At 32.5% G+C, this 15,829-nt stretch carries 9 protein-coding genes and 3 pseudogenes; all 12 read left to right on the top strand.

The features are described 5' to 3' along the window. Positions 1–104 precede the first annotated feature (104 nt). The 12 genes and pseudogenes from ACFWTK_RS06755 to carB all read left to right on the top strand — a co-directional run bounded on the left by ACFWTK_RS06755 (position 105) and on the right by carB (position 15,750). Positions 105–1,787 (top strand): sigma 54-interacting transcriptional regulator, encoded by a 1,683-nt coding sequence (locus ACFWTK_RS06755; protein WP_415875487.1) that lies wholly within the window; start codon positions 105–107, stop codon positions 1,785–1,787. 330 nt (positions 1,788–2,117) lie between these two features. After that, the gene (locus tag ACFWTK_RS06750; protein ID WP_415875287.1) at positions 2,118–3,668 is read left to right on the top strand and encodes an acyl CoA:acetate/3-ketoacid CoA transferase; all 1,551 of its coding nucleotides are present in this window, start codon (positions 2,118–2,120) and stop codon (positions 3,666–3,668) included. A 360-nt stretch (positions 3,669–4,028) separates the two neighbouring features. After that, positions 4,029–5,411 (top strand): GntP family permease, encoded by a 1,383-nt coding sequence (locus tag ACFWTK_RS06745; RefSeq protein ID WP_415875286.1) that lies wholly within the window; start codon positions 4,029–4,031, stop codon positions 5,409–5,411. Between the two features lie 289 nt (positions 5,412–5,700). Continuing rightward, on the top strand, positions 5,701–6,627 hold the full coding sequence (gene pyrB, locus ACFWTK_RS06740) for an aspartate carbamoyltransferase (RefSeq protein WP_415875285.1): 927 nt from the start codon (positions 5,701–5,703) through the stop codon (positions 6,625–6,627). An 11-nt stretch (positions 6,628–6,638) separates the two neighbouring features. Further along, a pseudogene (locus tag ACFWTK_RS06735) lies at positions 6,639–6,830 on the top strand (aspartate carbamoyltransferase regulatory subunit); the annotation flags it as partial. 11 nt (positions 6,831–6,841) lie between these two features. Continuing rightward, positions 6,842–8,029 (top strand): dihydroorotase, encoded by a 1,188-nt coding sequence (locus ACFWTK_RS06730; protein WP_415875284.1) that lies wholly within the window; start codon positions 6,842–6,844, stop codon positions 8,027–8,029. Positions 8,030–8,063: 34 nt separating this feature from the next. Then, the gene (gene pyrF / locus ACFWTK_RS06725) at positions 8,064–8,930 is read left to right on the top strand and encodes an orotidine-5'-phosphate decarboxylase (RefSeq protein ID WP_415875283.1); all 867 of its coding nucleotides are present in this window, start codon (positions 8,064–8,066) and stop codon (positions 8,928–8,930) included. 15 nt (positions 8,931–8,945) lie between these two features. Continuing rightward, a pseudogene (locus tag ACFWTK_RS06720) lies at positions 8,946–9,681 on the top strand (dihydroorotate dehydrogenase electron transfer subunit). After that, positions 9,674–10,572, top strand: a pseudogene (locus ACFWTK_RS06715) (dihydroorotate dehydrogenase). The pseudogenes ACFWTK_RS06720 and ACFWTK_RS06715 overlap by 8 nt, the downstream one beginning before the upstream one ends. Positions 10,573–10,620: 48 nt before the next feature. Beyond that, complete coding sequence (pyrE, locus tag ACFWTK_RS06710) at positions 10,621–11,193, top strand: orotate phosphoribosyltransferase (RefSeq protein WP_415875282.1); 573 nt, start codon at positions 10,621–10,623, stop codon at positions 11,191–11,193. 252 nt (positions 11,194–11,445) lie between these two features. After that, positions 11,446–12,531: a glutamine-hydrolyzing carbamoyl-phosphate synthase small subunit gene (gene carA / locus ACFWTK_RS06705; protein ID WP_415875281.1), complete on the top strand. Its 1,086-nt coding sequence runs from the start codon at positions 11,446–11,448 to the stop codon at positions 12,529–12,531. Positions 12,532–12,558: 27 nt separating this feature from the next. Next, positions 12,559–15,750 (top strand): carbamoyl-phosphate synthase (glutamine-hydrolyzing) large subunit, encoded by a 3,192-nt coding sequence (gene carB / locus ACFWTK_RS06700; protein ID WP_415875280.1) that lies wholly within the window; start codon positions 12,559–12,561, stop codon positions 15,748–15,750. Positions 15,751–15,829 lie beyond the last annotated feature (79 nt).

Here is a 15,829-nt window from a genome sequence, read left to right as displayed (position 1 = left end):
TCTATGTAAAATTTAATGTTATTTGGTTAAGAAATAAAAATTATATTCAATTAAAGGGGTTAGTAAATGTGAAAAGATTTTGTGTTGATAATGCTCCAAAGATAATGCAAGTTATAAATGATAATATAAATATCGGAATTATTATTATAAGTCCTGATAGAAATATTATAGAAATTAATAATTCAGCTAAAAAACTTCTTAACTTAAAAAGTAGAGAGCTGCTAGATCGGCCTATTGCAGAAGTGTTTCCAGAATTAAATATTGATAGAGTTATATACTCAAGTGTAAAGGAGAAAGGCGTAAGGATACAGTATAAGGGTAAGGAATTAATAGTTGACAAGTTACCATTATCAATTGAAAAAGAAAGTATAGGCGCTGTTGTTCTTATCTATGATAATACTGAATATAAAAGTGTGTTAGAAGAGTTAAATAAAGAAAGAAACGTAAGAGAAATACTAAATACTATATTAGAAATTGTATATGATGGAATTACTGTAGTAGATTCAAATGGTATTATTACCATGATAAGTACAGCTTATGCTGAATTTTTAGGAGTGGATAGAGAAGCTGCAATAGGTAAACATGTCACAGATATTATAGAAAATACAAGAATGCACATTGTGGCAAAGACAGGGATAGCAGAGGTTGCGCAATTGCAAAAGATCAAAGGGAAATATATGATAGCCACAAGAATTCCTATAATAAAAGAAGGTAAAGTTCAAGGAGCCGTTGGTAAGGTTTTATTTAGAAATATTAAAGACTTTAACTCTTTATATAAAAAGGTACGAAAAATAGAAAAGGATGCTCAAATATACGGTGGCTATGTGAAGGAAAGCAATAGTGCCACTTATTCCTTCAGCAATATAATTGGAAATAGTAAAAAATTAGAAGAAGCAAAAAATATAGCAAGAAAAGCAGCATTAACAAACTCTAATGTCCTCTTGAAGGGAGAGAGTGGAACCGGAAAAGAACTCTTTGCTCATGCAATTCATAATGCTAGTGATCGAGCTCATGAAAATTTTGTTAAGGTAAATTGTGCTGCTATACCAATGGATTTATTGGAATCTGAGCTTTTTGGCTATGAGAAGGGTTCTTTTACTGGAGCTAATAAAGAAGGGAAAATTGGTAAATTTGAATTAGCAGATGGAGGGACTATTTTCTTAGATGAAATAGGAGATATGCCATTACATATGCAAGTAAAGCTTTTAAGAGTTCTTCAGGAGAAGGAAGTTGAGAGGATTGGCTCTGTAGTTACGAAACACATAGATATTAGAGTCGTGGCAGCAACAAACAGAAATTTAGAGGATATGATTAAGTTGGGGGAGTTTAGAGAAGATTTGTATTATAGGCTTAATGTAGTTACTATAAATATACCTCCTCTTAGAGAAAGACCAGATGATATAGTTACTCTTACATCTTTTTTAATAGATAAAATATGCAATAAGCTAGATAAAAAAATTAGCGGAATTAGCAGTAAAGCTATGAATTATATGAAAAGGTATAGGTGGGAAGGAAATGTACGACAACTTGAGAATGTACTAGAAAGGGCAATAAATTTAGTAGAGTATGATGAAGAAATAGGATTAGAGCATTTACCTCAAGATATAATTGGAAATATAATTGAAAGCCCTATAGAAAAGCTGGAAGATACCTTGAATAAAGCTGAAAAAGAAGCTATATTAGATGCTTTACGAGTGTTTAATGGCAATAAAAGTAAGGCAGCTAAAGCATTAAATATAAGCAGAACTACCTTGTATGAGAAGATGGCTAAGCACAATATGGAATAGCATATAAGTTTGTAAGAAAGTTAAGGTTTATACAGATTCAAGAAGTATATAACATAAAAAATAAATAATAAGATTAATGTGTAAGTAAAACCTTACATAAAATTATGTATAAAAAAGTGTAGTGTTCGGAAGACATTACACTTTTTTATTTTAAAATTAATCAAGTGTACGAAAAGCTTTACAAAAATAAAATTTATATTGGATTGCATTATAAAAATACTAAGTGAAATTAGCATTTTAGCTAAAAAGTAAGGATGTAATATTTTTGGCACGGTAGTTGCTTTATAAATAGGTGAGTATAAAAAAATATTATTAAAGGAGGGGAAGAAGGTGGCTTCAAAGGTAAAAACTATGGAAGAAGCTATTGCAATGATTAAAGATGGAGATATGGTTGCTATATCTGGTTTCTTAGGCGCTGTGCATCCAGAGGGCATAACTACTGCAATAGAAGAAAAGTTTTTAAAAGAAGGATGTCCAAAAAACTTAGGATTAGTTTATGCAGCAGGTCAAGGTGACTCAAAGAATAAAGGCTTAAATCATTTAGGACACGAAGGCCTAGTAGCAAAAGTAATAGGCGGACATTGGGGACTTGCTCCAAAGCTTCAAAAGTTAGCGTTAGAAAACAAAATAGAAGCTTATAACTTACCACAGGGTACAATATCTCAATTAATGAGAGACATTGCAGCTGGTAAGATAGGAACAATTACTCATGTAGGCTTGAAAACGTTTGTTGATCCACGTCTTGAGGGTGGAAAATTAAATGAAAAAACTACTGAGGATATAGTTAAGGTTGTTAACGTAGAAGGACATGAAAGACTACTATATAAGGCTTTTCCAATCAATGTGGCTTTACTTAGAGGAAGCTACGCTGATGAAAGAGGAAATGTTTCACTTGAAAAAGAGGTTGCTACATTAGAAGTTTTATCAATGGCTCAGGCAGCTAAAATTTCTGGTGGAAAAGTTATTGTTCAGGTTAACAAGATAGTTAATAATGGTTCATTAGATCCAAAACAAGTTAAGATACCTGGAATATATGTGGATGCTATAGTTGTTGTTGGAGAAGGAGAATGTTCATGGCAGACATTTGGTGAACCATTTAAGCCAGAATATTGTGGAGAAACTACAATTCCATTAAGTGACATTCAATCAGTTGGATTAAATGAAAGAAAGCTTATTGCAAGAAGAGCTGCTATGGAATTACCTAAGGATGCAATTGTAAACCTAGGTATAGGAGTTCCAGAAATGGTAGCTATGGTAGCTAATGAAGAAGGAATTGGTCATAGCATGACTTTAACTGTTGAAGCAGGTCCAGTAGGAGGAGTGCCTCTAGGTGGATTGAACTTTGGTGGAGCAATCAATGCAGAAGCCGTATTAGATCAAGCGTATCAATTTGACTTCTATGATGGAGGAGGACTTGATGTAGCATTCTTAGGACTTGCACAATGCGATATTAAAGGAAATATCAATGTGAGTAAGTTTGGTCCAAAGATTGCAGGATGTGGTGGATTCATAAATATCACACAAAATGCTAAGAAAGTTATATACTGCGGAACATTTACTGCAGGTGGATTAGAAGTTAAAGCTGAAGACGGTAAATTAATTATCGTAAAAGAAGGAAAGGTTAAGAAGTTCATACCAGAAGTTGAACAAGTTACATTCAGTGGAGACTATGCTAAAGAAGTTGGTCAACCTGTTCTATATATTACAGAAAGAGCTGTATTTGAATTAAGAAAAGAAGGATTAGTTCTTACTGAAATAGCACCAGGAATAGATCTTCAAAAAGATGTGTTAGACCAAATGGCATTTGCACCAATAGTTGCTGAAGACCTTAAATTAATGGATGAAAGAATCTTTAGAGATGGACTAATGGGACTTAAATAGCCTTTAAATTTAAATTAATTATAAAAATATTAAGCATAAAAATAAACTTTAAGCTTAATAATATACCCTACTTTCACTAAAACATTATAGTTTAAACTCTATAATAATTAATGTTTAAACTCTATAATAAATTAATCAATTTGAATTAAAAAAATGAAGACAAACTCATATACCCCCATAATGAAATAAAGATAAAACTCATATACCCCCATAATTGAATAAAGATAAAACTCATACACCCCCATAATATAATTTAACTGGTTATTAATTATTAATGCACAAAATTAGTTTTCTTAGGAGAAGCAATTCTCCTAGAAAACTTAATATTACAAAATAAACGTATGAAAGGAAGATGAACTAATGTTAGGAGTTATTGGAGTTATACTTTCACTTGCATTATTGATGTACCTTGCTTATAGAGGTATAACAGTACTTATTCTTGCACCGATTTTGGCATTATTAGCGGTATTATTAAATGGTGGAGTGCCTATAATGGCAACGTATACAGAAGTATTTATGAATGCATTTGCTGGATATGCTAAATCTTATTTCCCTATATTCTTGCTAGGAGCTATATTTGGTAAGATTATGGATGATTCAGGAGCAGCTAAAGCAATTGCCCATGCTATTGCTCATAAACTAGGTAAAGATAAAGCAATACTAGCAGTTGTGTTATCTTGCGGTATATTGACATATGGTGGAGTTTCATTATTCGTTGTTGCATTTGCAGTATTCCCAATAGCAATGCAATTATTTAAAGAAGCTGATATTCCAAAAAGATTAATACCTGGAGCTATCGCATTAGGATCATTTACATTTACAATGACAGCGTTACCAGGAACACCACAAATACAAAATGCTATACCAATGCCATACTTTGGGACTAATGCTTATGCCGCACCAATTATAGGTATTATTGGCGGTGTATGTATGTTTACTGGTGGTATGGCATGGTTAACAATGAGAGCTAAAAAAGCTGCAGCTGCTGGAGAAGGTTATGGAAATCACTCAGGAGAAAAAGTTAGCAACTTAGATGAAAACAATTTACCATCATTAACATTAGCAATATTACCAATAATATTAGTTTTAATTATTAATTTTATATTATCAAAATTCGTTTTTGTAGCAGGTAAATATAATGGTGACTATTTAAAATTAGAACCATATTTGACTGAGTTATCAAAAGTTTCTGGTACTTGGAGCTTAATTATAGCACTTGTTATAGGAATTATATTTACTATATTATTTAACTTAAAGAGATTTGAGGCTAAGAAGAGTGTTAATGATGGTGCAATTGGTTCACTTCTTGCAATTATCAATACATCTTCAGAAGTTGGATACGGAAATGTTATTCAAATGTTAGCTGGATTTGCTATCATAAAAGGAGCAATTCTTGGTGTTTCAAGCAATCCTATAATTTCAGAAGCTATATCTGTTAACGTACTTGCTGGTATCACTGGTTCTTCATCAGGTGGTATGAGTATAGCACTTGGAATATTAGGAAAACAATATATGGACATGGCTATACAACATGGAATAAATCCACAAGTGTTTCATAGAATAGCAACCATGGCTAGTGGTGGTTTTGACTCACTTCCACACAATGGAGCAGTTATAACATTGCTTGCAATCTGTGGAATGACACATAAGGAATCTTATGCTGATATAGGTATGATTTCAGTTGTAATTCCTGTATTATCAACTATAGTAGCAATTATATTTGCTGTTATGGGAGTTGTTTAATAAAAATAATATTTCCAATAAAATTATATTCAATATCAATTAAAGATTTTATAAAATAATGATTTCACATTTTTCTATTGATTTTATAGTTTATCTATGTTAAAATGAATCAAAAATAAATAGAAAATGCCTTTAACTAAGTACGAGATACTGAGAAGGATGAATGTGAAATGCATACAATGGTTTATTGTATGTTTATATGGTTGTATTTTCATGCCTTCTCGTATACGGGAAGGCATTTTTATATACCTTTAAAATTAGTTCAGAGAGACTAAGAAGGGAGATAATTATGATAAAAGGGAGAAGTTTAATTGACCCAATAGATTTTACTATAGGGGAATTAGAGGAGATTTTTAACTTAGCAGGAAATATAATTAAAAATCCTGAGGAATATTCAACGATTTGCCGTGGAAAGATTTTAGCCACACTTTTTTATGAACCTAGTACAAGAACTAGATTAAGCTTTGAAGCAGCTATGCTCAGATTAGGAGGACAGGTTTTAGGATTTTCTGATGCAAACTCCAGCTCTGTGTCAAAAGGAGAAAGCCTGGCCGACACTGTTAGAACTGTAGGGTGTTATGCTGATATTATAGCAATAAGAAGTCCAAAAGAAGGAGCTGCTAAAGTTGCCTCTATGTACTCAAGTATACCTGTGATTAATGCAGGAGATGGAGGACATCAACATCCAACTCAAACTTTAACAGATCTATTAACTATCAAAAATATAAAAGGAAGTTTTTCAAATCATACAATTGGCCTTTGTGGTGATTTAAAGTTTGGAAGAACTGTACACTCTTTAGTTAAGGCCTTGTCAAGATATGAGAATAATAAGTTTATTTTAATCTCACCAGAAGAATTAAAAATTCCAGATTATATAAGAGAAGAAGTATTAGAAAAGAAAAATATAGAGTTTTTAGAAACAGAAAGATTAGAAGAAGTTATAGAAAAGCTAGACATACTCTATATGACAAGAGTTCAAAGAGAAAGATTTTTTAATGAAGAAGATTATATAAGACTTAAGGATTGCTATATTTTAAATGAAGAAAAGATGAAGTATGCAAAAAAGGATATGATAATTCTTCATCCACTTCCAAGAGTTAATGAAATATCAATTGAAGTAGATAAGGATTCAAGAGCGTGTTATTTTAAACAAGCGAAATTGGGAATGTTCGTAAGGATGGCTTTAATATGCAAGCTTTTGGGGGTGTGTGATTAATGTTAAATATAGATAGTATAAAAGATAGAATTGTAATTGAACCGCGGCTTCCTGAGGAAGTTGAGAATGTAATAAGATGTAAGAATCCTAGATGCATAACAACCGTAGAGAAATACGTTCCTCACAGATTTTATTTAGCAAACAAGGCCACAGGAGAGTATAGATGTAAATATTGTGACGAAGCATATAAAAGTGAAATCTAGGAGGAAACAAGATGGAAGTGCTAATAAAAAACGTAAAAATAGTAGACTGGGTGCGAGACTTTTATGGAGAGGTTTATATAAATAAGGGAAAGATTTATGAAGTTGGTAAGCATATATCTAAAAAGTGTAAGGTTATAGATGGAAAAGGAAAAGTACTGATGCCTGCTTTTGTGGATATGCATGCTCACTTTAGAGATCCGGGATTTACTTATAAAGAAGATATATTAAGCGGAAGCAGGGCAGCTGTAACAGGAGGATATACTACAGTTAATTTAATGGCAAATACAAATCCTATAAGTTCAGATATGCGCATTGTCAATTATGTAAGAGAAAAAGCTAGAAAAATAGGATTTATAGATGTGCATCAAGTAGTTTCAATTACTAAGAACTTAGATGGAAAAACTTTAAGTCATTTAGATGAAATAGAAGGAAATGTAAAGTTTATATCGGATGATGGAAAAGGTGTATCTGATGATAAGATTATGTTTAAAGCTATGTTAAAAGCAAAGAGGGAAGGAATTACTGTAATATCTCATGCTGAAAATCCTGAGATGAGCGATATAGACATGAGGGCAGCGGAAAATATGATGACATGGAGAGACCTGTATCTTGCAAAGAATACAGGATGCAGACTTCACATGGCTCATGTAAGTACAAAGGAAGCAATGAGATATGTAATAGAGGCTAAAAAAGAGGGGGTAAAGGTTACTTGTGAGGTAACTCCACACCATCTAGCTTTAACAAGTAAAGATGAGTATAGAGTGAACCCACCAATTAGAGAGAAAGAAGATGTGGACTTTTTAGTTAAAGCGATAAGAGAGGGTTTTGTTGACGCAATTGCAACAGATCATGCACCTCATACACTAGAAGATAAATTGAATGGAGCGCCAGGAATTTCAGGAATAGAAACTTCATTTTCTGTATGCTATACAAAACTTGTTAAGAAAGAAAATATATCATTAAACAAATTATCAGAACTTATGTCAAAAAGACCAGCAGAAATAATGGGTTTAAATAAAGGACAAATTTCAATAGGCTTTGATGGAGATTTAGTTTTAGTAGACTTAGATGAGGAATATGTAATAAATTCAAAAGATTTTGTGTCCAAGGGAAAGAATACTCCTTTTGATGGGCACAAGATTTTTGGAAAAGTGCTTATGACAATTAAAGGTGGAAAAATAGTCTATCAGAATAGTTAAAAATTTATAGTGTAAATTAGGGGGCGGAATTAAGTTGATTATAGATAGATTATATGAAGAAGTAGAGAGAAAAGGAAACGTTTGTGTAGGACTAGATACGAATTTAAGTTATATACCAGCTGTGTTTTTAAATAAATACACTAACATAGAAGATGGAATTTTTCAATTCAATAAAAAAATAATAGATGCAACAATGGACCATGCTGCTTGTTTTAAAGTGCAGATAGCCTACTACGAGGCTTTAGGTATAAAAGGGCTTATGGCATATAAAAGGACTTTAGAATATATAAGAAGTTTAGGATGTATAGCAATCTCTGATATTAAAAGAGGTGATATTTCTGATACAGCAAAGATGTATGCAAAGGCACATTTTGAAGGAGATTTTGAAACAGATTTTATTACTGTAAATCCTTATATGGGAATGGACAGCATAGAAGCCTATATGGATTATATTAAGAATAAAGAAAAAGGACTCTTTGTACTAATGAGAACGTCTAATAAAGGAGCTCAGGATTTTGAGTATGTACAAGACAGTTCTAAAAGAAGAATTTATGAAATTGTAGGAGAAAAAGTACAAGTACTTGGGGAAGAAGTATTAGGAAGCTGCGGCTATAGTTCTATAGGTGGAGTAATAGGATGTACTACTGCAGAAGACGGCAAGAAGATAAGAGAGGATTTAGATAAAACATTTTTCTTAATTCCTGGCTTTGGAGCTCAGGGTGGTGGAGCGAAGGAAGCTAGTGTATATATAAAGAATGGTAATGGTGGTGTAGTAAACTCTTCTAGAGGAATACTTCTAGCTTACAAGAAGTATGAAGATGGTGAAGAAAAATTTGATGAATATGCTAGAAAAGAAGTTATGAAGATGAAAAAAGAACTTGGATTTACTAAATCCGAATAGAAGAAGGTGCTGGAAATGATATATGATAAAGAGAAGGTTAAAGAGAATATTAAAGTTTCAGCAGATATATTTAAGCTTACTATAAAAGGAAGTTTTAAGGCAAAGCCTGGGCAATTTTATATGTTAAAAGCATGGGAAGAAGGATTATTACTTCCAAGACCTATAAGTGTACATGATGTAGATGAAGAGGGAATAACCTTTCTTTATGCAGTTGTAGGTAAAGGGACAAAGATATTAAGTAAATTAAAAGAAAATGATGAAGTCAGTATAATGGGACCCTTAGGAAATGGGATTTGATGTTGAGAATATAAGAGGAAAGGTTGCAGTGATTTCAGGTGGAGTAGGCATTGCTCCTATGAATTATCTGATAAAAAGTCTTAAAGGATGCAGTATGGATTTATATGCTGGATTTAGAGATTCTAGTTATGGTTTAGAGAAAATTGAAGGACGTGTGAATTCCATACATATTGCAAGTGAAACAGGTAAAACAGGATATAGAGGCTTTGTTACAGATTTATTAAAGCCAGAAGAATATGATTTAGTGATATGCTGCGGGCCTGAAGTTATGATGAAAAAAGTTGCGTATATGTGCGTGGAAAAGGTGTAGAAGTATATGTTTCTATGGAAAATAGGATGGCCTGTGGGGTAGGAGCATGTTTAGTTTGTACTTGCAAGACAAAAGAAGGAAAATAAAAGAACATGCAAAGATGGTCCAGTATTTAAAGGAAGGGATTTGATTTTTTATGATTAGTGTAGATATCTGTGGAGTTAATTTTTAAAAATCCCATAATTGCTGCATTCTGGAACTTTTGGTTTTGGAGAAGAGTATTCAAATATTTTTGATGTTTCAAAGTTAGGAGGCATTTCTACAAAAGGGCTTACAATAAATAAAAAAGAAGGCAATGATGGCATTAGAATATATGAAACTGCAAGTGGCATAATGAACAGCGTAGGACTTCAAAATCCAGGCATAGATAGCTTTATTAATGAAAAACTGCCAGAAATGAGAAAACTAAACACAGTAATAATTGCAAACTTAGGTGGAGGAACTGTTGAAGATTATCTAAGAGGCATAGAAAAGTTAAATGATACTGATGTAGATATGATTGAACTCAACATATCCTGCCCAAATGTAAAAAGTGGAGGAATGGCTTTTGGCATAAAATCTAAGATTGCCTTTGAGGTGGTTTCAGAAGTGAGAAAGCTCTGCAAAAAGCCTCTTATAGTAAAGTTGTCACCAAATGCTGAGAATATAGTGGATATGGCATGCAAATGCAGAGAAGCTGGAGCCGACGCCTTATCTTTAGTAAATACTTTTAAAGGCATGGCTATTGATATAAAGAAAGGAAAGCCAGTTTTTGATAATATCTTTGCAGGATTATCTGGGCCAGCAATTAAGCCGATTGCTCTTAGAATGGTTTATGAGGTATGTAAAAATATGGACATACCTGTAATAGGAATAGGAGGAATAGCCAGTGCAGAAGATGCTGTAGAATTCATAATGGCAGGAGCTCATGCTGTTCAAGTAGGAAGTGCAAACTTTATGAAACCAGATATTACTTTGGATATAATAAGTGGAATTCAAGATTTTATGGATAAGGAAGGAATTAAGGATTTAAGTGAGATTAGAGGAATAGTTTAGGTGCTAATGTGCCATTGGAGAAGAAATAAAAGAATGGGGGAAATTATTATGGATAATAACATAAACGTATTGGATATTTTAAAAGAAGTAGGAGCATTGTTAGAGGGACATTTTCTATTATCTTCAGGAAGACACAGCAATAGATATGTACAGTGTGCTAAGCTTTTGCAATATCCAGATAGAGCGGAGAAGGTTCTAAGTGTAGTATATGATAAGGTGAAGAATTTAGATTTTGATATAGTTTTGGGACCTGCTATGGGAGGAGTTGTAGTTGCCTATGAGCTTGGACGTCAGCTTGGAAAGCCTGCAATATTTACAGAAAGAGTAGATGGAAAGATGACTTTAAGACGAGGTTTTGAAATAAAACAAGGACAGAAGGTATTGATAACAGAAGATGTAGTAACTACAGGAAAGTCCTCTTTAGAAACTGCTGAGGTTATTAAAAGTTTTGGAGGAGAAGTTATAGGAATTGCTTGTATAGCTGACAGAAAAAGCAGCAAAGTCCAGTATCCTATATATAGTGCTATAGAATTAGAGGTACAAAGCTTTGAGAAGGATGAATGCCCTTTATGTAAGAAAGGAATAGAATATGTAAAACCGGGAAGTAGAAACATAAAATAAATATGAAACCTTATGCCTTCTGGCAAAAGGTTTCTATTTATGTATTGACAATGAAAAGTTAAAGTGATAATCTTTGTATAAATATAAAAAATGAATGAATAAAAATTACAACATAAAAAATATATTATCAGTATAATTGTATGCAAAATCAGCAATTACAATGTGGTAAACATTAATTTAACATATACAAGGATTGTGCATAAAGTTTCACAAAAATGTAGATGCATATACAGCAAAGAGGGGGTAAATTTAATGAATGGAATGCTATATTTTGAAGATGGAACAATTTATAGTGGAAAGGGTTTTGGAAAGAAGGGTACTTCAGTAGGAGAGTTGGTTTTTAATACTTCTATGACAGGTTACGAAGAAATAGTTACAGATCCATCTTATGCAGGTCAAATTATAAACATGACATATCCTCTGATTGGCAATTATGGGGTGAATGAAAGAGATTGGGAATCTAAAAAGATACATGCAAGAGGACTTGTAGTTAAATCTATTTGTGATATGCCTTCCAATTATACTAGTGAAGAAACTATAAATGATATGCTAGAAGATATGAATGTAGTTGGGGTATATGGAGTAGATACAAGAAGTATTACTAAAAAGATAAGAGAAAAGGGAACTATGAGATGCGTTATAACAAATGAAGAATTAACAATAAGTCAACTTGAAAACTGCTTAAAGACATATAATGATGAAAAAAACTATGTTAAGGAAGTAAGTACTAAAGAAATTTATCATATTCCAGGTAAAGGACATAAAGTAGTTTTAATAGATTTTGGGGCAAAAGCAAATATAATTGAAAATCTGAAGAAAAGAAACTGCGATATTACTGTAGTTCCCTATAACACAAGTTTTGAAGAAATAATGAGGTTAAATCCAGAAGGAGTAATGTTAAGTAATGGACCTGGAGATCCAAAGGATGTACCAGAAGCAGTAGAAACTGTTAAAATGATTGTGAAGGTTAAGCCAACATTTGGAATATGTTTAGGTCATCAAATATTGGCTCTTGCTTTTGGAGGTAATACCTATAAGATGAAGTTCGGCCATAGAGGTGGAAACCATGGGGTTTATGATATAGAAAGAGATAAGGTATATATAACAGCTCAAAATCATGGATATGCTGTAGAGAAGAAAAGCATAGATGATAAGAAACTGATTGTTACTCATGTAAACTTAAATGATAATACTGTAGAAGGAATAAGGCATAAGTTTTTACCTGTATTCTCGGTTCAGTTTCATCCAGAGGGGGCACCAGGTCCTGCAGATAGCTCATATTTATTTGATAAATTCATAGCGTGTATGGAGCAAAAATTAAAAGAGCAGGCAATGTAGAAAGATTCATCTCAAGGGGGAAAAAATATGTCACTAGATAAAAGTTTAAAAAAGATTTTAATTTTAGGTTCAGGTCCTATAATTATAGGGCAGGCAGCAGAATTTGACTATTCAGGAACTCAAGCTTGTAAGTCTATAAAAGAAGAAGGAATTGAGACTATTTTAGTAAACAGCAACCCTGCTACTATAATGACTGATTTAAATATAGCCGATAAAGTGTACATTGAACCTCTAAAGGTGGAGGTTGTAGAAAAAATTATTGAAAAGGAAAAGCCTAGTGGAATACTTGCAGGATTCGGAGGACAAACTGCTCTAAATATAGCTATGGAACTTCAGAACAAGGGAGTTTTAAAAAAGCATAATGTGAAACTATTAGGTATTAATGCTGAGACTATAAAAAAAGCAGAAGATAGAGAAGAATTTAAGAAATTAATGATAGAAATCAAAGAGCCTATTCCAGAAAGCGCTATTGCAACAAATATGGATCAATGCAGGGAATTTGTAAAGAAACACGGACTGCCTATAATTATAAGACCAGCCTATACATTAGGAGGAACTGGCGGCGGAATTGCGGAGAACATGGAGCAATATTTAGAAATATGTGAACTGGGATTAACCATGAGTCCTATCCATCAGATACTTCTTGAACAAAGCGTTGCTGGGTGGAAAGAATTAGAATATGAGGTCATTAGGGACAAAAAGGATAACTGCATTATAATATGTAACATGGAAAATATAGATCCAGTAGGAGTTCATACTGGAGATAGTATAGTAGTAGCTCCTTCTCAAACCCTGACAGATAAGCAGTATCATATGTTAAGAAATTCAGCTCTTAAAATTATAAGAAGTCTTAAGATTGAGGGAGGGTGTAACATACAATTTGCTCTAGATCCTTTTAGCGACAGGTATATAGTTATAGAGGTAAATCCAAGAGTTAGCCGTTCTAGTGCTTTAGCGTCTAAAGCTGCGGGTTATCCAATAGCAAAGATTGCTTCAAAAATAGCCATAGGATACAGTTTAGATGAACTGAAGAATTATGTTACACAAACTTCAAGTGCTTGTTTTGAACCAGCTCTGGATTATGTAGTGGTTAAAATGCCGAAGTGGCCTTTTGATAAATTTAGTACTGCTGCAAGAAGACTTGGAACTCAAATGAAGGCAACAGGTGAAGTTATGGCCATTGATAGAAATTTTGAAAGTGCATTTTTAAAGGCTATAACTTGTTTAGAGGGCAAAATTATTGGGCTAAAGCTTGCAAACGGAAATGAGCTGTCAGATGAAGAAGTAATAGATAAAATAAAAATGCAGGATGATGAAAGAATATTTGCCATAGGAGAAGCTCTAAGAAGAGATATTTCTATAGATTTTATATATGAGTTAACAAAAATCGATAAGTGGTTTTTAAATAAAATAAATAACATAATTAAAATAGAAAAAAGACTTGAAAGCAAGCACATAGATAATGAATTGATTTGCGATGCTAGTACTTTAGGATTTACAGATGAACAAATAAGCAAACTATCTAATATAGATGTTGAAAAAATAGAAATAGTTAAGAAATTAAAAGATATATATCCAGTATATAAAATGGTAGATACATGCAGCGGAGAGTTTGAAGCTAAAACTCCATATTATTACTCATGCTATGATAAGGAAGATGAAAATACAGTTTCAGATAAAGGAAAAATTATGGTGATAGGCTCTGGTCCTATAAGAATAGGCCAGGGAATAGAATTTGATTACTGCTGTGTGCATGGAGTATGGGCAATCAATGAAGCTGGATATGAATCAATTATGATAAATAACAATCCTGAAACTGTAAGTACAGATTTTGATACCTCTGATAAGCTTTATTTTGAATCTTTATATATAGATGATGTTATGAATGTGATAAGAAAGGAAAATCCAAAAGGAGTAATACTTCAATTTGGCGGGCAGACATCTATAAATCTTGCAGAGAAGTTATCTAAAAAAGGAGTAAATATACTAGGAACTCAATTTGAGTCTATAGACTTAGCTGAAGATAGGGATAAATTTAGAAAACTTTTAGAGAGCTTAGATATAAAAACTCCTACAGGTAGAGCTGTTAGCAATGTAGAAGAGGCTTTCCATGTAGTGGAAAAGCTAGGATATCCAGTTATAGTAAGACCTTCTTATGTAATAGGGGGAAGGGCTATGGAAGTTATATATGATAAGGCAGCCTTAGAAAAATACATGAATGAAGCAGTAAACTTAGAAAATGGTCATACTATAATTGTAGATAAGTATGTGAAGGGAACAGAAATAGAAGTAGATGCCATATCAGATGGAGAAGACATTTTAATTCCAGGTATAATGGAACATGTTGAAAGAACTGGAGTGCATTCGGGAGATAGTATAACAGTATATCCACCTATGACATTAAAAGAGGAAACTATTGAGAAGCTGGTTGAAAATACTAAAAAGATAGCAAAAGCTCTAAAGACAGTAGGCCTTATAAATATTCAGTATGTATTTGATGGAAAAGATGTTTATGTAATTGAAGTTAACCCAAGAGCGTCAAGAACTGTACCTATATTAAGCAAAGTAACAGGAGTTCCTATGGTAAAGATAGCAGTGAAGATCATGCTTGGGGAAAAATTAAAGGATATGTGTTATGGAACTGGTCTTAAAAAAGAAAATTCTCTTCATGCAGTTAAGGTACCAGTGTTTTCTAATGAAAAGCTTGCTGATGTAGATATTTATTTAGGACCAGAGATGAAATCTACTGGAGAAGTTTTAGGGATAGATTATGATTTGGATAAGGCTATCTATAAAGGACTTTTAAGTGCAGGGATAAAAATTGAAACTGAAGGAGCCATATACGTATCTCTCAAAGATGTAGACAAGATAGAAGGAGCAAACATAATAAAGGAATACTACGATTTAGGCTTTAAGGTATATAGTTCAGAAGGAACTGGAAGAATATTGAGAGAAAATAATATAAAATGTGAAGTTATAGATACAGAAAAGCTATTTGATTTAATAAGTAAGAAAAAGATAAAATTTATAGTAAACACTCCTACTAAGGGGAACAATAGTGAAAGCGAAGGATTTAAAATAAGAAGAAAAAGTGCTGAATACAGAGTTCCTATTTTTACATGTATAGATACAGCAAAAATTTGTTTAAGAGCCATAAAACTAGTTAAGCAAAATGAAAAAATTGAGTATAGAGCTTTAAATAAATATTTTGCTAGTTAATAGAAAAAGAAGCTAAGATTTTTGAAATCTTAGTTCTTTTTCTGTATAATATATTTGTTAAAATACAGAGAATAGTATT

Origin of the sequence: Clostridium sp. (assembly GCF_047777555.1) — a bacterium.
In the GTDB taxonomy this organism is placed as follows: domain Bacteria; phylum Bacillota; class Clostridia; order Clostridiales; family Clostridiaceae; genus Clostridium_H.
Note: the sequence above shows the minus strand (reverse complement) of the source record. Positions and strands in the feature narration are given on the sequence as shown.

Coding starts and splice junctions, on each gene's coding strand:
- ACFWTK_RS06755 (WP_415875487.1), top strand. CDS start 105: ATGCAAGTTATAAATGATAATATAAATATCGGAATTATTATTATAAGT.
- ACFWTK_RS06745 (WP_415875286.1), top strand. CDS start 4,029: ATGTTAGGAGTTATTGGAGTTATACTTTCACTTGCATTATTGATGTAC.
- pyrB (WP_415875285.1), top strand. CDS start 5,701: ATGATAAAAGGGAGAAGTTTAATTGACCCAATAGATTTTACTATAGGG.
- ACFWTK_RS06730 (WP_415875284.1), top strand. CDS start 6,842: ATGGAAGTGCTAATAAAAAACGTAAAAATAGTAGACTGGGTGCGAGAC.
- pyrE (WP_415875282.1), top strand. CDS start 10,621: ATGGATAATAACATAAACGTATTGGATATTTTAAAAGAAGTAGGAGCA.
- carA (WP_415875281.1), top strand. CDS start 11,446: ATGAATGGAATGCTATATTTTGAAGATGGAACAATTTATAGTGGAAAG.
- carB (WP_415875280.1), top strand. CDS start 12,559: ATGTCACTAGATAAAAGTTTAAAAAAGATTTTAATTTTAGGTTCAGGT.